Source organism: uncultured Sphingomonas sp. (genome assembly GCF_964244235.1).
In the GTDB taxonomy this organism is placed as follows: domain Bacteria; phylum Pseudomonadota; class Alphaproteobacteria; order Sphingomonadales; family Sphingomonadaceae; genus Sphingomonas.
Genome location: NZ_CAXTII010000003.1, coordinates 33,688 through 52,394 on the forward strand (window position 1 = coordinate 33,688; position 18,707 = coordinate 52,394).

Sequence of the window (18,707 nt, forward strand, 5' to 3'; positions counted from 1 at the left end):
CCCAAACCACGCGCCGGTCAATCTTCCGGGTTGTTTTGCGGCATTTACGACGGCGACAGGATCGCCCAGCTCGCCGGACCGACGATCCCGTCGGGAACGATATGATGCCGTGTCTGGAAAGCGCGGACGATCGCTTCGGTACCGGGGCCGAACGCGCCATCGACCGGCACCCCGAGCAGACGCTGCAACGTCTCGACCGATTCCCCCGTCGCGCCTCGCCGCAAGGTCTGCCGGCCGGCCGCATCGACGAGCGCGATCGGCGGACGCGGCGCGAGCGTTCCCGCCATCGACTGTGCGACTGCCGCGCGAAACGAGTCCATGTCGAACAGCGGATCGGTCTTGCGTCCCTTTGGCAGCGCCCATTCCTTGTGCCCGCAGCACATGATCGCCGGCGCGCCGAGCCGCGTGAGGATCGCCGCGATCCCGCGACGCAGCGCGTCAATCTGCACATCGGGCCACGGCAGGTCGACCGGCAGCCCGGTATTTTCGGACTCGATCCCCACGAAGCTGGTGTTGCCCGTCGTGATCCCGTGCCAGGCCCCGGGCCCCGCATGCTGCGCGAACCCCGCGGCGATGCAGTAGAAGGTCCCGTCGCGCCCAAGCCCCAGCTGCGACAGCGGCCCGGTCAAATCGGGTCGCCCATTGGTGACGATGCCCAGACTCGGCATGTTGCCCATCGCCGGACCGCCGGTATGGTGAACAACGACGCCCTTGGGATCGAAGCCATGGTTCAGCCCACGGGTCTGCCAGCCGGGTACCTCGGCAACCTTCAGCCCGGCGGCGAGGAGGATATCGTTCAGCCATGTCAGCGGATAGTCGGTCATTGCACCCCTCCCGCCGCGGCCGGCAGCGCGGCGTCGGGCGTCGCATCGCTCTCCGCCAGCGGCACATCGGACGCGCAATCGCCATCGACATGGACCGGCGGACCGCCGCCGGGATCGGTCTTCGCTGCTGGCGTGGGCTGGGCGACGCGCAGCGGATCCCTGTTCGGCAAGGGCGTCGCCTCGACCGCTGCGCCCGCCTTGGCGAGTAGATCGGGCACCAGCCGTTCGGAAAAGCCCGCGAGGAAGCCCAGCGTGACCAATTGCATCCAGGCATGATCGACGCCCTGCGGCACGATCTGCACGCCCACACCCGAATGGATGACGCAGATGACGATGCCGGCGGAGATGAACCCGATCAGCATCCTGAGGATCGCATCCTGCGCATTGTCGCGCTGTTGCAGGTCGGTCAGGATCGTGCGCTTCGACAGCCCGGTCGCGATGGAATAGAACGACCCCGCAACGCCGCCGACGGTGGCGATCAGGACGTCGTTCGCCCCGCCCCACCCGGCCAGCAGACCAAGGCCCGGCAGGCTGGCGATGGCTACCAGCACTATGAGCGCCAGCGCTACGACGAACGCGGTGATGAGGTACAGGAACCGCGCGGCGGATTTGCGGCCGTCGATGATGGCGTTGCGGACCGCGTTGAGTTCGATCGTCGCGTTGGAAACGTCGTCATCCTCCAGCGCCATGACGATCGCGTCGGCGGTCCGGCGGTCGAACGTGCGCGCCTTCGCCAGCCGGCGATGGTCCCGGCTGCTGCGCCAGCCGTCGATCAGCCCGTTGATCTCGCTGCGCAGCGGCCCCAGCGGCGCCAGCTTCGCACGCTGCACCCGCTCGGTCGCGCCCTTGTCCGCGAACGCGATCATGACCCGCGCGTCGGTACGATAGACCGCGTAAGCGGGCGGGTTGCAGGCGTAGAACTCGCGGATCGCGTTGCCCGCGCTGTCGTTGCGGCTGCTGATCAGCGCCGCGATATGCCCCGGCGTATCGCCGTCCCCGTCGTCCGCCATGCTGGCCCCCGCCGTTCGTTTCAGACGGGGGCGATCTAGGCATGGCGCGGTTTCGAGCGCGACCGGAGGTCGCGCCGTTTCGGCGGTTTCTCAGACGGTATAATGCGCCGTGGTCTTCGCCGCGATTTCGTCGGTGCCGACACCCGGCGCGCATTCCACAAGCGCAAAGGGTGCCGTATGATCCGGCCGCCGGAACACCGCCAGATCGGTCACGATCATGTCGACCACGTTCTTCCCAGTCAGCGGCAGCGTACAGGTGGGCAAGAATTTCGGGCTGCCGTCCTTCGACACATGCTCCATCACGACGATGATCTTCTTGACGCCGGCGACCAGGTCCATCGCGCCGCCCATGCCCTTGATCATCTTGCCGGGGATCATCCAGTTGGCGATGTCGCCGCCTTCGCCGACCTCCATCGCGCCGAGGACCGTAAGGTCGATATGCCCGCCGCGGATCATCGCGAAACTGTCTGCACTACTGAAATAGGCGGAGTTGGGCAGTTCGCTGATCGTCTGCTTGCCTGCGTTGATCAGATCAGGGTCGATCTCGTCCGGATAGGGGAACGGCCCGATCCCAAGCAATCCGTTCTCGCTTTGCAGCGTGACCGTCATCCCGTCCGGGATATTGTTCGCCACCAGCGTCGGAATGCCGATGCCCAGGTTCACGTAAAACCCGTCCTGCAGTTCCTTCGCGGCACGGGCTGCCATGTCGTTACGGGACCAAGTCATTATGCTGCTTCCCTTTCGCGCACGGTGCGAAATTCGATTTTTTTGTCATACGGCGCGCCGACGATCATCCGCTTCACATAAATGCCGGGCAAATGGATGCAGTCAGGGTCGAGGCTACCGACCGACACTACCTCCTCGACTTCCGCGACGCAGATTTTACCGGCCGTTGCCATGGGTTGATTGAAGTTCCTCGCGGTCTTTCGGAAGATCAGATTGCCGCTCTCGTCCGCTTTCCACCCCTTGATGATCGCCAGATCGGCGCGGATGCCGCGTTCCAGGATGAATTCCTCCGGTCCGTTCGGGCCATCGAAGACCTTCACTTCCTTGCCCTCGGCGACCTGCGTGCCGACCCCGGTCTTTGTGTAGAAGCCAGGAATACCGGCCCCGCCCGCGCGACACCGTTCCGCAAGCGTGCCCTGGGGGCAGAACTCGACGTCGAGTTCGCCGCTCAGATATTGCCGTTCGAACTCCTTGTTCTCGCCGACATAGCTGGAGATCATCTTCGCGACCTGACGCGTGCGCAGCAGCTTGCCCAGCCCCTCGCCATCGATGCCGGCATTGTTGCTGGCGATTGTCAGCCCGGTCGTCCCCGCGTCGCGGATTGCGTCGATCAAGCGTTCGGGTATGCCGCACAGCCCGAACCCTCCGGCGCAGATCGTCATGCCGTCGAACAGCAATCCGTCCAGCGCCGCCGCCGCATCGGGGTAGAGTTTCTGCGCCATGCCGCCTCCGTTGGTTGACCGGGATGTGGCATAGAAGCGTCGGCCGCGCCCAGCAACCGGGCGCTGGAAACTGCCTGCGAGCATGCCGGCGCGACCAGCATCAATGCGCCAGTTTAAGCCCTGGACGCGGCCAGCGCGTCTTTACCAGCCGGCCCGTGCCGGAACACGTCACATACGCATCGCGCATATCCTCGCCGCCCCAGCAGATATTGGTGGTGAAGGCATCACGCCAGCGAATCGAAGAAATTGTACCCCGCGAGCCGATATAGCGGGACGCCCTATCCACCCGGCCCCGCATTGGGACCGACCTTGCCCGGCGATCTTGCCGTGATCGGTGAACCAGGAGCCGCGATGATCGTCGAACATTATATTGTTGGGGCCACGAAGCACGCAGCCGTTATCGCCCGATTCGTACAGGACTTCCACCACGCCGGTTTTAATCTCGCTCCGTCGATCCGGCCGCCCGGATAACCCGTCGCGATGCCGCGCGGCGCAAGCGTGCCGCCCGCTTCGCGATACGCGAAGCCGCCGTTATTGCAGCAATACAGTGCGCCGTCCGGGCGATCGCGAGTCCGTTCGGGCCGCCGCCGGGTTCGGACCGTCGCGATGGTGCCGTCCGGATGGACGCGCGTGATCCGGCCCGCGGCGATCTCGACCAGGATGATGCTGCCGTCGGGCATAGCGACCGGACCTTCGGGAAAGCGCAGTCCTTTCACTTTGGTCGTCCATTCAGCCACCACCGCTCTCCTTTATGCGCACGATCTCACGCGGCGTCGGCAAGCGGTTGACCTACGGAAACGCCAGTTAGAACAAGGCGGGAACGGGTTTACGATAATCGCAAAGTAAGGCGTAAGCGCAATTTGCAACGCAAATAGAAGCGAAAGTGCAATGGAGCGGCTTGACGAGCAAATCGATTCGCCCTAAACAACGATGGGGCCGCAGCTTATAGCTACGACCCCATACATCGCGATCCAGAACCTCATCGCCAAACGGTGTTCTGAACCGCCTCATTTCAAGGAGGCCTTTATGGCCGACCACCTCGAGTCAGTCAAGACTCTGGCAGCTAATTATCGTGCCTGGGCTTCTAATAGCCGTAAGAAGGGCGACCCCGGTCTGGGCGACCGCCAAGACGCGAACGCAATCTTTCTTGCCGCTGCGGCGAGCGAAATTGAAGAGCTGCGCCGCGTCACCAAGCCAATCCCGAAATCATATGGCGATATTAATGACCTTCCTCCCGAACTTTTGAGGGAACTGACAGGCATTAAAGTCGATGATCTGGAACAGCAGCTTTTTAATATCATTAATTCTAGTCTTGATGATGTCGAATTAGATACGATTCTAATTGAATTGTATCGCCGTCACAACGTTCTTCAAACCCGTAAGTTCCTTCAAAACAAGCTATGGAGGATGGTTCAAAAGGGCGTCATCGAGTCTGTGGCAGGCAAGAAAGGCGTTTACAGCAGCGTCACTCCAAGCCCCCCGACTACACCTTTTGGCGGATTTGACGACTTAGACGACGACGTACCTTTTTGAGTTTGTGAACGCCCCGCTCCTTGCGGAACGGGGCGTTGCAAGAGTGGGCCTAACATAGTGTGGGGTGCGGCTTTCCATCCAACGCCCCGAGGGTGCAAGTCCCTCTAGGTCCACCACCTCTCGTTGCCGAGAAGGACGACATAGTGATATGTCTCCTTCTCGGCAACAAGCCCTTAAGAAAGCGTTCCCATGGTCGAACCAGCTCCTTCCCAACTCGACAAGTTTAAAGAAGCCGCGCGCGACCTAGAACCGACGACGACGAAGCGCGGTTTGACGAGCGCGTGAAAAAGCTGGTGAAGCAGAAGCCGGTGGAGAAGCCGGAATGATCGCCTTGGCTATGATGCTAGCGGCCAGTCCCGGACACGGCTGGCGCTGCATCTATCGTGGCTTCGGCACACCAGCGAGCGTGTCGTCTGACTTTCGGCGAGAAAGTTCCAGTCTCATCGACCAATGGGACCTCAGATATCGGGTCGTAGAAGACGACGCGGATGGGATCGCGGCTATCGTGTCATCGGGGTACAGGGGCAGCGTGACGGCCAGCACTATCGTCATCAATAAGCATACAGGCGCTTTTAACCGATCAACTATCACTGCGCCGGCATCCGGGAAACCTCAGGAAGCCGCTGGCCGGTGTGTCCCGTTCTGACGGGTTTGTGAAATACGTAATCGCCAAAGAAAAAAGCCGCGCCGGTTGCCCGGAGCGGCCTTTGATCGAACGTTCGACTTAATCAGATATCGTCGCCGAGCGCACCCTTGACGCTGCCAGTGACGTCCTGGCCGACGCCCTTGACCTGCTGCGCCTGGCCTTCCGCGGTCAGTTCCTCGTTATGCGTCGCCTTGCCGATGGCTTCCTTGGCTTCGCCCGCGATCTTGTTGCCGGCCGCTTTGACCTTGTCGGTGAATTCACCCATCGTGACCTCCATCACTCCTCGCGTCCGCCGGTGGTGACGTACGCTTGAATTGCCGGGAATAAACCAGCGATATTGATCTGGGTTCCATCGCGCTTCAGATCAACCCGGCCAGCGGGCTCGACGGATCGGCATAGCGACGCTTGGCCATCCGGCCCGCGCGATAGGCCAACCGACCGCTTTCGACCGCGGCGCGCATTGCCGCCGCCATCATGACCGGGTCCTTCGCTTCCGCGATCGCGGTGTTCATCAACACGCCGTCGCAGCCCAGTTCCATCGCGAACGCCGCGTCGGACGCGGTGCCGACGCCAGCATCGACGAGCACGGGAACGCTCGCGCCCTCGACGATCAGCCGGATCGTGACCGCGTTCTGGATACCGAGCCCCGATCCGATCGGCGCGCCGAGCGGCATGATCGCGACCGCGCCGACATTCTCCAGCCGCTTGGCGGCGATCGGATCATCGACGCAGTAGACCATCGGCAGGAAACCTTCCTTCGCCAGCACCTCGGTCGCGCGCAGCGTCTCGACCATGTCGGGATACAGCGTCCTGGCCTCGCCCAGGACCTCCAGCTTCACCAGGTCCCAGCCACCCGCCTCGCGCGCCAGACGCAACGTCCGGATCGCCGATTCGGCGTCGAAGCAGCCGGCTGTGTTGGGTAGGTATGTTACCTTCTTCGCATCGATGAAGTCGGTCAGCATCGGTGCGTTCGGATCGCTGACGTTCACGCGCCGCACCGCCACCGTCACGATCTCCGCTCCCGATGCCTCCAGCGCAGCGGCGTTCTGCGCGAAATCCTTGTATTTGCCGGTGCCGACGATCAGCCGCGATCGGAAGGTGCGGCCCGCGACCGTCCAGCTGTCGGTATCGATCGCAGCTGCATGGTCGCCGCCGCCCACGAAGTGCACGATCTCGAAATCGTCGCCGTCCTGGACCATGACCTTTGCCAAGGTGGAGCGCGGCACGACCTCCATATTGCGTTCGACCGCGACCTTTTCGGGTATCAGCCCAAGTTCGGTAGCGAGGTCGGCGATCGAAAGGCCGGCCGTCACCCTCTTTTGGTCGCCGTTGACGGTGATGGAGACGGTTCCGTCGCTATGAGTCTGCATAGCTGTCATCTAGGTCGGAGAAGGACGATGTCCACCTCCCCGGTCGGCAGCCGCAGATCAATTGTGAGCAGGCCAAGCCACTTTGAGCCGAGTGCTCGTCCGTTTGGCTTTGCCGTCAGGACCGATAGCGGGTTTGTATCGCGCTTTTTCGATAGCGATTGAACATGCCTTCGCATCGAGCTGGGGCGTTCCGCTCGGTTCGACGACGCGGCAATCCGTTACCCTGCCCGCTTCGTCAATGTCGAGTTCCATCGTCGTGGCACTCGTCCCAGCGGCAGAAGCGGGAAGGCGAATGCTATCCCAAGTGGATTGTTCGCAAAGTTTGGGATCGACGTCGACCAGCTTGCCGCGCGGCCCTTTTAGGCGACAAGGTTGGCCGGGAACCGGCGTCGGGGCAGCAGGCACGGCCTGCACGAGAAGGAGCAGCGCGGTAAACATAACCCAAGTACTACCCTGTCTTCGTTAAGCCCCGGTTTGCAGCGGCCACGGCCGGGCGCTACCTGAACGGCTCGGCCGAAGGAGCCCCGACTTGCCCCACACCATCTACGTCCTGAACGGCCCCAACCTCAACCTGCTGGGTCTGCGCGAGCCCGATATCTACGGCACCGATACGCTCGACGACATCGCCGGCATGTTGGAGGACCGGGCGCGCGAACTGGACCTGGCGATCGACATGCGCCAATCGAACCATGAGGGGCATCTGGTCGACTGGCTGCACGAGGCGCAGGCAAGGAGCGCGAAGGCGGTGTTGCTGAACGCGGGCGGCTTCACGCACACGTCGGTCGCGGTGCACGACGCCATCAAGGCGGTGACGACGCCGGTGATCGAGGTGCATCTTTCGAACCCGCATACCCGTGACTCCTTTCGTCACGCCAGCCTGGTCGGGCAGGCGGCGAAGGGCACGATCGCAGGCTTCGGCGCGTTATCCTATGTTCTCGCGCTTGAAGCGGCGGCGCGCTTCTGACAGACGCCCGCGCAACGATACTGGGGACGATGGTCTGATGGCCGATACGAATGAAACCGGCGCGATGAAGGTCGATGTCGATCTGGTGCGCGCGCTCGCCGAACTGCTCGATACCACGCAGCTGACCGAGATCGAGGTCGAGGACGGCCCGCGCAAGATCCGCGTCGCGCGGAAGGCCGCACCCGTTGCGGCACCTGTGCATTACGCGCCCCCGCCCCCGCTGGCTGCTCCTGCGCCCGCCGCCGCGCCGCTTGCCGAGCTCGGCGCATCGGCTCCATCCAGCAACGCCAACGCGGTCAAGTCGCCGATGGTGGGCACGGCCTATCTGTCCGCGGAACCGGGATCGAAAGCGTTCGCCGCCGTCGGACAGAGGGTCGCGGCGGGTGACACGCTGTTGATCGTCGAGGCGATGAAGGTGATGAACCCGATCCTCGCGCCGTCCGCCGGCACCGTCACTGCGGTGATGGTGGAGAACGGACAGCCGGTCGAATTCGATCAGCCCCTCGTCGTGATCGAGTAGAGGCATTGCGCGAGATCAAGAAACTGCTGATCGCCAATCGCGGCGAGATCGCGCTGCGCATCCACCGCGCCTGCCACGAGATGGGTATCAAGACTGTCGCGGTGCATTCCACCGCCGACGCCGACGCCATGCACGTACGACTTGCGGATGAGGCGATCTGTATCGGACCGCCGGCGGCAACAGACAGCTATCTCAACATCCCCAACATCATCTCCGCGGCGGAAATTTCGGGCGCGGATGCGATCCATCCGGGTTACGGCTTCCTCAGCGAGAATGCGCGCTTCGCCGAGATCGTCGAACTGCACGGCATCGTCTTCGTAGGTCCCAAGCCCGAACATATCCGGACGATGGGCGACAAGGTCGAGGCGAAGCGAACGGCGGGAAAGCTCGGCCTGCCGCTCGTCCCGGGTTCGGACGGCGCGATCCACGATGTCGGCGAGGCGAAGGCGCTGGCAGCGGAGATCGGTTATCCGGTCATCATAAAGGCGGCGTCGGGCGGGGGCGGGCGCGGGATGAAAGTGGTCAACGACCCCTCCGCGCTCGAAACCCAGATGCAGCAGGCGGGCACCGAGGCGAAGGCGGCGTTCGGCGACGCGACCGTCTACATGGAGAAATATCTCGGCAATCCGCGCCACATCGAATTCCAGATCTTCGGCGACGGCAACGGCAATGCGATCCATCTGGGCGAACGCGACTGCTCGCTCCAGCGCCGCCATCAGAAGGTGCTGGAGGAGGCCCCCTCCCCGATCATCACCCCCGAAGAGCGCGAGCGGATGGGCGGGGTCGTCGCGAGGGCGATGGCGGACATGGGCTATCGCGGCGCGGGGACGATCGAGTTCCTGTGGGAAGACGGCGAATTCTACTTCATCGAGATGAACACCCGGCTGCAGGTCGAACATCCGGTGACCGAGATGATAACGGGCCTGGACCTGGTGCGCGAACAGATCCGGATCGCGGAAGGTCATCAGCTGACGTTGCGCCAGCAGGACGTTCAGTTCCGCGGTCACGCGATCGAATGCCGCATCAACGCCGAGGACCCGCGCACCTTCGCGCCCTCGCCTGGCCTGGTGAAACTATACCACGCGCCCGGCGGGATGAACGTGCGCGTCGATAGCGGCTTGTACGCGGGGTACCGCGTGCCCCCTTACTATGACAGCATGATTGCGAAGCTGATCGTCTACGGCACCACGCGCGCCGGCGCGCTGCGCCGGTTGCGGCGCGCGCTGGAGGAGTTCGTGATCGAGGGGGTGACCACGACGATCCCGCTGCACCGCGCGCTGCTCGACGATCCGGAGTTCCAGCAGGGGGCGTACACCATCAAGTGGCTGGAGGAATGGCTGGCGAAGCAGGAGGATTGAATTCGGGGCTACTTCAGCCCCACCGCCCCGCCGCATCCGCATCCGCCGCCCGCGCCTCCACCCAGGCCGCATCCCCGGCGCGAACCTCCCGCTTCCAGAACGGCGCGTCGGTCTTCAGCCGGTCGATCAGGTACGCGCACGCCTCCAGCGCCGCCGCCCGGTGCGCCGCCGCCGCCGCCACGAACACGATCCGGTCGCCCGGCACCATTGGCCCGACCCGGTGGACGATCGTCGCGGCGGTCAGCGACCAGCGCGCGACCGCGCTCGTCGCGACTGCGTGCAACGCCGCCTCGGTCGCCCCGGGATAATGTTCCAATTCCAGCGTATCGACGCCGTCGTCCGTCCGGACCAGCCCCGTGAACGTCGCGAGCGCGCCCGTCCCCGTGACCTCCGCCAGTGTCATCTCGACGGCCAGATCGATCGGCTCGCGCTGTACCGAAATCCGGATCATCCCCCCGTCACCGGCGGAAATAGCGCCACTTCTCGGGCTCCGACGATCGAGGCGTCCATCGCAACGAAATCCTGATCGACCGCCGCGCGCAATCGACCGCGATCGGCGAATGCCGCGGCATAGCGCTCGCTACCCGCTGCAAGCCAATCGACCAGCGTGGCAACGGTCGTGACCGTCGCGGGCGGATCGACCAGTTCCTCCGCCGTTCCCACGCGCTCACGCACCCAGGCAAAATACACCATCCGGATCGCCATCAATCCATGTGCCGAATGCCGACGCGCAGATAATCCCATCCGGTGATCGCGGTCAGCACCGCCGCCCCCCATAGCGCCGTCAGCCCCACCTCGTGGACCCAGACCGCCGTCGGGCTCGCCCCACCGAGGATCAATGCACCGAGCGATACCATCTGCAGCGTCGTCTTCCACTTCGCCAGTCGCGAGACCGGCACCGACACATGAAGCGGTGCCAGGAACTCGCGCAGTCCCGACACCGCGATCTCACGCAACAGGATGACGAGCGCGGCGATGACGTTCACGCCGCCGATATGCCCCGTCGCGACCAGCATCAGGATGACCGCGGCGACCATGATCTTGTCCGCGATCGGATCGAGGAACACACCCAACCGCGACACCGCACCCTGCGCACGCGCCAGGTAACCGTCGAAATAATCGGTGATTCCCATCGCGCAGTACAAGATGAAGGCGGCCGCATAGCCAAGCGCCCAGCCAGGCCACCACAATAACGCCACGAGCACGGGCAGCGCGACGATACGCGACAGCGTCAACACGTTGGGAAGCGACAACATCCCCCCGGTGTAGCGGCACCCGAGCCCGCGCGAAACCGGCTTTCGCCATTGGCGTCCGCACCCGGCTCCGCTATCCCATGATCCGTTCACGCCATAGTCGAGGCCGTTCGATGTCATGATCAATGCGCTCGGTTTGCTGAAGGAGCGCCGTTTTCTGCCTTTGTTCACCACCCAGTTCCTGGGGGCGTTCAACGACAATCTGTTCAAGCAGTCGATGGTGCTGTTCGCGACCTACGAGATTTTCGCGGATCCGCGGCGCGAGGCGAATTTCAATGCGCTGGCGACCGGCCTGTCGATCCTGCCATTCGTTCTCCTGTCGGCACTGTCGGGGCAATTGGCGGACTCGCACGACAAGGCGAAGATCATCCGCATCGTGAAGACCGCGGAAATCGCGATCATGGTCCTGGGGGCGGCCGGGCTCCTGATCGCGCATGCCGGTCATGGCTCGATCGGGCTTGGGCTCATGCTGGGTGCCGTGCTGTTCCTCGGGGTGCATTCGACCTTTTTCGGTCCGATCAAATACGCGATCCTGCCGCAGCATCTGCCCGCGAACGACGTGCTCGGGGGAACCGGACTGGTCGAGGCGGGCACCTATCTGGCGATTCTGATCGGCACGGTCGTCGCCGGTTATATTGCGCCGGAGGGTGCGGCGATCGGCGTGCTGGTGGTAGCCGCGATCGGCTGGTTCGCGGCGCGGCAAGTCCCGCCCGCCCCGCGCGAGGGACCAAAGCTCGCGATCAACTGGAATCCGTTCACCTCGTCCTGGCGGCTGATCAACGCGACGCTCCACATTCCGCGGCTGTTCCTGGCGATCTGCGCGATCAGCTTTTTCTGGACGATCGGGGCGGTGCTGATCATCATGTTCCCGCCGCTCGTGAAAAACGAACTGACCGCCAGCCGCGAGGTGGCGAGCGTCGTCACCGCGATATTCTCGGTCGGCATCGCGATCGGGTCGGTCGCGATCAACGCCATGCTGAAGGGCAAGGTATCGGCGAAGTTCGCGCCCGTATCGGTCATCGCGATGGGCGGTTTCGTCTGCCTGTTCTCGTTCCTGGTTCGCCACTGGACGAAGGCACCGCCCGGCATCTTCTATCGCTGGCACGAATTCGTTCACCAGCCGGGCGCGATCCCGATTTTGGCGACGTTGCTGGCGATCGCGATCACCGGGGGGATGTTCGTCGTGCCGCTCTACGCATTCCTGACGACGACGGTCGCGCCGGATCAGACCGCGCGGACGGTCGCTGCGAACAACGTCGTCAATTCGTTCGCGATGGCGATCGGATCGGTGGCGGTGCTGTTCATCAGTTCGCTCGGCGTCGGCCCGGCGGACATGCTGTTCCTGGTCGCCGGCATGTGCCTGGTCGCCGCATGGCTGGCGCAGCTGCTCCACCGCGCCTGCGATTGAGCGTGCCTAGAACAGGAATGTGTAGAAACAGGTGAAGAACGCGCCGAAGCTGAGCGCGAACAGCTTCCAGTCGTGGTCGCCACCGAGTGGCGCGCGGATGGCAACCGGCGGCGGCAGCGACGCGCGAAACGGATGGCGGGCGGATTCGTTGGTGAGGACAAGGCGTCTGGTCATGATGCCGTGTTAACGCGTTGTTTACGAATTCGGCTATCTGCAAAGGTGGTTAAATCACTGGCATAGCGCGATTGTCCTCGATCGGGACGAACAGGTAACGGTGAAAGGATCGACGACGCATGAGCGTGGCATTCCGTCGCGAGAGCGATGAGGAGCATCTGGAACCCAAATTCGAACTACCGATCCCGGCTGCGGCGAACCTGGTCACCACCCGCGGCCTGGCGCGGATCGCCGAACGGATCGCCGCACTCGACGCCGCTCTGGCGACCGCGGCAGGCGACGATACGGAGACGATACGACGCGACCTGCGCTACTGGCATACGCGCCGCACCACCGCCGCGCTGACGCTCCCGCCAGCGGACGGCAGCGCGGGGTTCGGGACGGTGGTGGAGGTTCGAATGAACGGGCGCGTCCGCCGGATCGCGCTGGTCGGCGACGACGAGGCCGATCCGGCGAGCGATCGCCTCGCCTATTCCGCACCGCTGGCCCGCGCGCTGATAGCCGCGGAACCGGGCGATGTGCTGCCGTTCGGCGGGCGTGAGGACGCGATCATCGTCCTGTCCGTCACGCCGATCGACGGCTGAACCGCGATCGGGCCGAGTAGAACCGCATCGGACGGCGCGATCGTCCTTCCGACATGCGCCCGGAACGATTAAGGTCCGCCGGTGCCATCGTTCGCGCATATCCTGCTGGCGGTCGCCGCCGCGACCGGTCTGGTGTCCGCCGCAGCGGCACAGGATCTGCCCCCGCCCCCGGCCACTCAGGCGATACCTGCGCAGACACCCCCCGCACCGGCTCCAGCGGTCGCTTTGCCAACGGACCCCGGCGATGCCGCCGCTTATGCCACCGCCTTCGGGGTATCGGTCGCCGCCGCACGCCAGCGGCTGGACACGCTGGCGGCATTGGTCGCGCCAATCGCCGCGCTGCGCGTCGCGTACCGCGATCGGCTGGCCGGCATCGCGCTCGATCATTCGCCGGCGCTTGGGGTTCGCGTTCTGCTGACCGGGCCGACGCCCGTCTCCGATAGCGTCATCGTCGCGGCTGGATCGAGCGTCCCGGTCACGTTCGCCACGGGTGCCGGGGCCACGCTGGAGCAATTGCGCGCCGCGCTCGCCAATTCCCAGGCCGATCTGCGTGCCGCGCTGACCAGTCCACCCGGGATCGGGATCGACCAGCGAACCGGCGAACTGGTGATCATCGTCGGCAAGGGAGACCTCATACCCGAAGGTGGCGAATTGCTCACCGCGCGCCTGCGCGACATCGCCGGCGTGCCGCTGCGCATCCGGTCGATCGACGTGCCGGGCGTGGACTTGGCTGCGGAAGGGGGATCGCGGCTGATCGGCACCAATCCTCTCGACGGCAAGCGCTATGTCTGCACGGCGGGCTTCGTCGTCACCGATGGAACACGCACGGCCATCGCGACCGCGGCGCACTGCCCGGACACGATTGCCTATATCGATGCGGACCGGCGCGAATGGCCGCTCGCGTTCGTCGGCCAATGGGGCTGGGGCTATCAGGATGTGCAGATCAACGCGAGCGACATACCCCTATCGCCTTTGTTCTTCGCCGACACCGCGCGCTCGGTCTCCCGGTCGGTGACCGGCCAACGCGGCGTCGTGCAAACCACTACGGGCGATTTCGTGTGTCATCGCGGCGAACGCACCGGTTACAGCTGCGCACTCGTGGAACTCACCGATTTCGCCCCCGCAGGTGACTTGTGCGGCGGGGCCTGCACGCCAAGCTGGATCACCGTCGCTGGCCCGCATTGCGGGGCCGGCGACAGCGGCGCGCCGGTGTTCATCGACACGACCGGGTTCGGCATCGTCAAGGGCGGCAGCTATCGCAGCGACGGCCGCTGCGCATTTTATTTCTACATGTCGGTCGATTATCTGCCCGCGGGCTGGCGATTGCTGACGGTATCGCCGCCGGCAATGCTCGCCCCGCCCGCTGCGGTGGAGTAGCGCCGTCATATGCAGCATGGTTCAACCGATCGTCCCTGGTGGGAACGCGGCGTCATCTACCAGATCTATCCACGCTCGTTCCAGGACAGCGACGGCGACGGGATCGGCGACCTGGCGGGGATCGAGGCGCGGCTGGATCACGTCGCGACGCTAGGCGTCGATGCGATCTGGCTGTCGCCGGTCTTCCCGTCGCCGATGGCCGATTTCGGTTATGACGTAGCGGATTACTGCGGGATCGACCCGATGTTCGGTGACCTCGCGGCGTTCGACCGATTGCTGGCGGCGGTACACGCGCGCGGGTTGAAGCTGCTGCTGGATTTCGTGCCCAACCATAGTTCGGACCGGCACCCCTGGTTCCAGCAGAGCCGATCGTCGCGGGACGACCCCAGACGAGACTGGTATATCTGGCGCGATCCGGCCCCCGGCGGCGGCCCGCCCAACAACTGGATCAGCGATTTCGGCGGCCCGGCCTGGGAACATGACGCGGCGACGGGCCAATATTTTCTGCACACGTTCCTGAAGGAACAGCCCGATCTGAATTGGCGCGATCCCGATCTGCGCGCCGCGATGATGGCGGCTATGCGGTTCTGGTTCGATCGCGGGGTCGACGGGTTCCGGATCGACGTGCTGTGGCACATCGTTAAGGCGCGAGGGCTGCCCGACAACCCGGTCAATCCGGACTGGCATCCCGGTCTCAACGCGCGCGATCAGGTAATCCAGACCTTCTCCACCGATCAGCCCGAAGCGCACGCGATCGCCGCGGACATGCGTGCGCTGGCGGACAGCTTCGGCGACCGCGCATTGGTCGGCGAGATTTTCCTGCCCAACGATCGCCACGCCCGCTGGTTCGGCAAGCCCGATCGGCCGGAGGTGCATTTGCCGTTCAATTTCCAGCTGATCGAGAATGCATGGGACGCTGCGGTCCTGGCCCGGGTGATCGGCGACTATGACGCGTCGATCCCGGCGCATGGCTGGCCCAATTGGGTGTTCGGCAGCCACGACGCCCCGCGCATCGCCGCGCGGATCGGCGAAGCACAGGCACGCCTGGCGGCCGTGCTGCTCCTGACGCTCCGCGGCACGCCGACGCTGTTCCAGGGCGACGAGATCGGCATCGGCGAGGTCGCGATACCGCCCGACCGGGTGCGCGATCCGCAGGAAATCCGCCAGCCGGGGATCGGCCTCGGCCGCGATCGATCGCGCACACCGATGCCATGGGATGCGTCGGCCCATGCGGGTTTCAGCAGTGCGGAGCCGTGGCTGCCGCTCAACGCCGATTGGTCGACCCGCAACGTCACGGCGCAGGAGGCGGATGCTGGATCGATGCTGCATCTTTACCGATCGCTGCTCGCCTTGCGCCGTGCAAATGCGACGCTTTCGATCGGTGACTTCGCACTGGTCGAGGCGGATACGGGTGTTCTGGCCTATGAACGTCGGTCCGGGGCGGAGCGGTTGCTGGTCGCACTCAATCTGGGCGGGGAACCGCGTCCGCTCCGTTTGCCGGCGGGGGCGGTGGTCGCCGAGACGTTGGCATCCACCCTCCCCCTTCGCACCATCGACGGGATGCTTGCCCCGGACGAGGGGCTGATCCTGCGCCTGACCGAGGCTGACTGACATGCGGATCGCGATGCTCGCCCCGATCGCGTGGCGCACGCCGCCGCGCGGCTATGGACCCTGGGAACTTGTCACCAGCCTGCTGACCGAGGCGCTGGTCGCGCGCGGCGTCGATGTCACGCTGTTCGCGACGATGGACAGCCTGACGACCGCCACGCTGGATGGCGTCGTCCCCGCCCCCTATTCCGAGGACCCGTCGATCGATGCGAAGGTCTGGGAATTTCGCCATTTGTCGCACCTGTTCGCGCAGGCCGACCGCTTCGACCTGATCCATAACCAAGCCGACTTCCCCGCGCATGCCTTCGCACCGCTGACGAAAACGCCGATCGTGACGACGATCCACGGTTTTTCGTCCGGGCGGATATTGCCGATGTACGCGCCCTTTCAGGATCGCGTGCACTTCGTCGCGATCAGTGCGGCGGATCGGCATCCGGCGCTGCGTTATGCCGCCACGATCCACCACGGTATTCCGCTGGGCGATTTCGCGTTCGATGCGAAGGGCAGCGAGGATCTGCTGTTCTTCGGCCGCATCCATCCCGAAAAGGGCGCGGCAGAGGCGATCGCAGCGGCCCGCGCGAGCGGGCGGCGGCTCGACCTTTACGGCCTGGTACAGGACGCCGGCTATCACGACCGGGAAGTCGCGCCGGCGTGCGACGGCGTATCGGTCGCCTTTCACGGCGTGGTCGGCGGGGAGAAACGCGTGCGCGCACTGGGCCACGCCCATGCGCTGCTGCACCTCATTAACTTCGCCGAGCCGTTCGGGCTGTCGGTGATCGAGGCGATGGCCTGCGGCACCCCCGTGATCGCCAACCGCCGCGGATCGATGCCCGAGATCATCGACGACGGCGTGACCGGATTCCTGGTCGACACCCCGGTCGAGGCGATCCGCGCGATCGAGCGCGCCGGCGACATCGACCGCGCCGCCGTTCGCCGGGCGGTCGCCGAGCGTTTTTCCGTGGATCGTATGGCGGACGATTATCTGACGCTGTACCGGCAGATATTGGGCAGCGCCTGACGCACCCCGCTTTTATCGCGGGCGATACGCGATCGTCGCCCGCCCCGAAGCCCGCACCGGCATGAACAACCCCTGCCCCGTCACCGCCAGCGGCTCGTTCTCCACCTTGGTCACGTCGGCGGAGAGGATGAAATCGCCTTCCCGTTTCGCGCCGATCGCCTTGCGCGCCGATCCCAGCACCTTGGCATAATCGGGCGCGAAATCGTGCGTCAGGCCGGCGCGGATACTGTCGCGCACCGACGCGTCGTCGAACACCGACACGAGCAGATTGGTGATGTGGCTATCGGTATTGGTGGCGATCACCACGTCCCGCGCCTGCACGATCTGCGAATTGGGCGTGTTGAACGGCATCGCCGTCAGCCAGATCTCGCCCTTGGTCGACAGCAGCGAAAGATTCTTCGCCTGTGCCTTCGCGACGACGCCGACCGCCAGATGTCCCGCAGTCGTCGCGTAGATCGTGACCTTGTCGAACTGAACGTCGACCGGGCCGATCCCCGCCAGCACGATCCCCTTTTGCGCACGCCTGATGAGCGTACGCTGCACCACGGGTTCCAGCTGCGCATAATCCGCGAGTATGGGAATGAAGAAATTCAGCGCCTGGCTACCGACCGCCTTGGCGGGGGGCGGCAGCGGGGTCGCCGCCGGATCGGCCGGACGGTTGCCGACAAAGGTCTCGGTCAGCGCGTCGGCAGACAGCAGCAGGTCGAGCGTGCGCCCGGCGATGCGATAGCCGCCGAACCCGAGCCGCTTGGGGGTGATCCGCATCCATGCCGGCGGCTTGTCTCGGTTGAGCATGATCGAGGTGAAGCTCTGCCGCCACGCATCGGCCAGCCTGTCGCGCAGATCGGACCTGGCCAATTCGCGCGGCAGGCTGTGCTCCAGCCCCGCGATGACGGGTCTCAATCGTTTGTCCGCCACGCTGGCGAATGCGATCCGCTGGCCCAGGAAATCGATCCCGGGCGGTGTCGTCCAGTCGTAATCGATCGATACTTTTGCCGAAGGGATCCAGTTCCCGGCGATCGACAGCCGCGCGACGGCATGGACGACCGCATCGCCCGTCGCGGTCTTCGACGCCAGACCGCCGACATCCTGCGCGGTGATCGTCGCGTGAACGGGCATCGTGATCGTCAGCCGATCGCCACGCCCGGCCAGCCTGAGCGGCCCGCGCACCACATCACCCACGATCCGGCAACCGAGCCTGGGCAGGATCTTCAGCTTGCCGATCCCCAGATCGACCCTCTTGGCGGGCACGCAAGCGTCGAGATGCTGGTCGATGCGCCATAAGGTCTTCGGCGTCTGCTGTTCGATCGCTGCCTGTATGTCATCGAGCGAGGCTGAGATCGGAACGACGATCGTCGATGCCTCGATCGGAAAATCGGGTGCGCCATCGACGCGCGGCGGCGCGGGCGAGCGGACGGCATGGCTGCAGCCGGTCGCCATGAGCGCGAGCGCGACTCCGACGAGACGATGACGACCTGACAAAACACGACCCTCCGCCCCGCGGGCCTAACCGCCGCCGTACCCGATTTAAACCCCGCACCCCGACGATTGTACTTCTGCTGCGCCGCTTTATCGTGACGCTCCGGGGATTCGTATGAGAACGGCCGTAAAA

At 64.8% G+C, this 18,707-nt stretch carries 22 protein-coding genes; 9 read left to right on the forward strand and 13 right to left on the reverse strand.

All coding sequences use genetic code 11. From position 1 onward, the window contains the following. Positions 1-44: 44 nt before the first annotated feature. From ACFE7D_RS01170 to ACFE7D_RS01190, 5 genes are all read right to left on the reverse strand, one after another. Positions 45-824 (reverse strand): N-acetylmuramoyl-L-alanine amidase, encoded by a 780-nt coding sequence (locus ACFE7D_RS01170; RefSeq protein ID WP_375393593.1) that lies wholly within the window; start codon positions 822-824, stop codon positions 45-47. Continuing rightward, on the reverse strand, positions 821-1,834 hold the full coding sequence (locus ACFE7D_RS01175) for a hypothetical protein (protein WP_375393594.1): 1,014 nt from the start codon (positions 1,832-1,834) through the stop codon (positions 821-823). Before ACFE7D_RS01175 ends, ACFE7D_RS01170 begins: the two co-directional genes overlap by 4 nt. A 90-nt stretch (positions 1,835-1,924) precedes the next feature. Beyond that, the gene (locus tag ACFE7D_RS01180) at positions 1,925-2,560 is read right to left on the reverse strand and encodes a 3-oxoacid CoA-transferase subunit B (RefSeq protein WP_375393595.1); all 636 of its coding nucleotides are present in this window, start codon (positions 2,558-2,560) and stop codon (positions 1,925-1,927) included. Next, positions 2,560-3,282: a CoA transferase subunit A gene (locus tag ACFE7D_RS01185; RefSeq protein WP_375393596.1), complete on the reverse strand. Its 723-nt coding sequence runs from the start codon at positions 3,280-3,282 to the stop codon at positions 2,560-2,562. The genes ACFE7D_RS01180 and ACFE7D_RS01185 overlap by 1 nt, the downstream gene beginning before the upstream one ends. Before the next feature lie 365 nt (positions 3,283-3,647). Then, complete coding sequence (locus ACFE7D_RS01190; RefSeq protein WP_375393597.1) at positions 3,648-4,019, reverse strand: hypothetical protein; 372 nt, start codon at positions 4,017-4,019, stop codon at positions 3,648-3,650. 289 nt (positions 4,020-4,308) lie between these two features. On the opposite strand from ACFE7D_RS01190, the gene ACFE7D_RS01195 reads away from it, so the two are divergent. Then, a complete protein-coding gene (locus tag ACFE7D_RS01195) occupies positions 4,309-4,815 on the forward strand; it encodes a hypothetical protein (RefSeq protein WP_375393598.1) in 507 nt (168 codons plus the stop codon). A gap of 728 nt (positions 4,816-5,543) precedes the next feature. Here ACFE7D_RS01195 and ACFE7D_RS01200 read toward each other — a convergent pair. From ACFE7D_RS01200 to ACFE7D_RS01210, 3 genes are all read right to left on the reverse strand, one after another. Beyond that, the gene (locus ACFE7D_RS01200) at positions 5,544-5,726 is read right to left on the reverse strand and encodes a CsbD family protein (protein WP_174287412.1); all 183 of its coding nucleotides are present in this window, start codon (positions 5,724-5,726) and stop codon (positions 5,544-5,546) included. A 94-nt stretch (positions 5,727-5,820) separates the two neighbouring features. Further along, entirely contained in the window at positions 5,821-6,831 is a 1,011-nt protein-coding gene (thiS, locus tag ACFE7D_RS01205) for a sulfur carrier protein ThiS (protein WP_375393599.1), read from the reverse strand. Positions 6,832-6,888: 57 nt separating this feature from the next. Continuing rightward, on the reverse strand, positions 6,889-7,269 hold the full coding sequence (locus ACFE7D_RS01210) for an energy transducer TonB (RefSeq protein ID WP_375393600.1): 381 nt from the start codon (positions 7,267-7,269) through the stop codon (positions 6,889-6,891). A 91-nt stretch (positions 7,270-7,360) separates the two neighbouring features. Here ACFE7D_RS01210 and aroQ point away from each other — a divergent pair, with 91 nt between their 5' ends. Genes aroQ through accC form a run of 3 tightly spaced genes read left to right on the forward strand, consistent with a single transcriptional unit; the run spans position 7,361 to position 9,673 of the window. Next, complete coding sequence (gene aroQ / locus ACFE7D_RS01215; RefSeq protein ID WP_375393601.1) at positions 7,361-7,795, forward strand: type II 3-dehydroquinate dehydratase; 435 nt, start codon at positions 7,361-7,363, stop codon at positions 7,793-7,795. A 37-nt stretch (positions 7,796-7,832) separates the two neighbouring features. Beyond that, the gene (accB, locus tag ACFE7D_RS01220) at positions 7,833-8,315 is read left to right on the forward strand and encodes an acetyl-CoA carboxylase biotin carboxyl carrier protein (RefSeq protein ID WP_375393602.1); all 483 of its coding nucleotides are present in this window, start codon (positions 7,833-7,835) and stop codon (positions 8,313-8,315) included. Between the two features lie 5 nt (positions 8,316-8,320). Next, a complete protein-coding gene (gene accC, locus ACFE7D_RS01225) occupies positions 8,321-9,673 on the forward strand; it encodes an acetyl-CoA carboxylase biotin carboxylase subunit (RefSeq protein WP_375393603.1) in 1,353 nt (450 codons plus the stop codon). 13 nt (positions 9,674-9,686) lie between these two features. Here accC and ACFE7D_RS01230 read toward each other — a convergent pair whose 3' ends face one another. Genes ACFE7D_RS01230 through pgsA form a run of 3 tightly spaced genes read right to left on the reverse strand, consistent with a single transcriptional unit; the run spans position 9,687 to position 10,929 of the window. Then, entirely contained in the window at positions 9,687-10,124 is a 438-nt protein-coding gene (locus tag ACFE7D_RS01230) for a molybdenum cofactor biosynthesis protein MoaE (RefSeq protein WP_375393604.1), read from the reverse strand. After that, positions 10,121-10,378 (reverse strand): molybdopterin converting factor subunit 1, encoded by a 258-nt coding sequence (gene moaD, locus ACFE7D_RS01235; RefSeq protein WP_375393605.1) that lies wholly within the window; start codon positions 10,376-10,378, stop codon positions 10,121-10,123. The genes ACFE7D_RS01230 and moaD overlap by 4 nt, the downstream gene beginning before the upstream one ends. Continuing rightward, a complete protein-coding gene (gene pgsA, locus ACFE7D_RS01240) occupies positions 10,378-10,929 on the reverse strand; it encodes a CDP-diacylglycerol--glycerol-3-phosphate 3-phosphatidyltransferase (protein ID WP_375393606.1) in 552 nt (183 codons plus the stop codon). The genes moaD and pgsA overlap by 1 nt, the downstream gene beginning before the upstream one ends. A gap of 115 nt (positions 10,930-11,044) precedes the next feature. On the opposite strand from pgsA, the gene ACFE7D_RS01245 reads away from it, so the two are divergent. Then, a complete protein-coding gene (locus ACFE7D_RS01245) occupies positions 11,045-12,334 on the forward strand; it encodes an MFS transporter (protein ID WP_375393607.1) in 1,290 nt (429 codons plus the stop codon). Between the two features lie 6 nt (positions 12,335-12,340). On the opposite strand, the gene ACFE7D_RS01250 is transcribed toward ACFE7D_RS01245, so the two are convergent. Continuing rightward, on the reverse strand, positions 12,341-12,508 hold the full coding sequence (locus ACFE7D_RS01250; RefSeq protein WP_375393608.1) for a hypothetical protein: 168 nt from the start codon (positions 12,506-12,508) through the stop codon (positions 12,341-12,343). Between the two features lie 119 nt (positions 12,509-12,627). On the opposite strand from ACFE7D_RS01250, the gene ACFE7D_RS01255 reads away from it, so the two are divergent. From ACFE7D_RS01255 to ACFE7D_RS01270, 4 genes are all read left to right on the forward strand, one after another. Then, positions 12,628-13,092, forward strand: coding sequence for a GreA/GreB family elongation factor (locus ACFE7D_RS01255; protein ID WP_375393609.1), 465 nt, complete (start codon positions 12,628-12,630; stop codon positions 13,090-13,092). Positions 13,093-13,173: 81 nt separating this feature from the next. Further along, positions 13,174-14,469, forward strand: a complete 1,296-nt coding sequence (locus tag ACFE7D_RS01260; protein WP_375393610.1) for a hypothetical protein — start codon at positions 13,174-13,176, stop codon at positions 14,467-14,469. Between the two features lie 9 nt (positions 14,470-14,478). Beyond that, positions 14,479-16,080 carry an alpha-amylase family glycosyl hydrolase gene (locus ACFE7D_RS01265; RefSeq protein WP_375393611.1) on the forward strand — a complete coding sequence of 534 codons (1,602 nt, stop codon included), beginning with the start codon at positions 14,479-14,481 and terminating at the stop codon, positions 16,078-16,080. Between the two features lies 1 nt (position 16,081). Then, complete coding sequence (locus ACFE7D_RS01270) at positions 16,082-17,095, forward strand: glycosyltransferase family 4 protein (RefSeq protein ID WP_375393612.1); 1,014 nt, start codon at positions 16,082-16,084, stop codon at positions 17,093-17,095. A 12-nt stretch (positions 17,096-17,107) separates the two neighbouring features. On the opposite strand, the gene ACFE7D_RS01275 is transcribed toward ACFE7D_RS01270, so the two are convergent. Further along, positions 17,108-18,577, reverse strand: a complete 1,470-nt coding sequence (locus tag ACFE7D_RS01275; protein ID WP_375393613.1) for a DUF4403 family protein — start codon at positions 18,575-18,577, stop codon at positions 17,108-17,110. Positions 18,578-18,707: the final 130 nt, after the last annotated feature.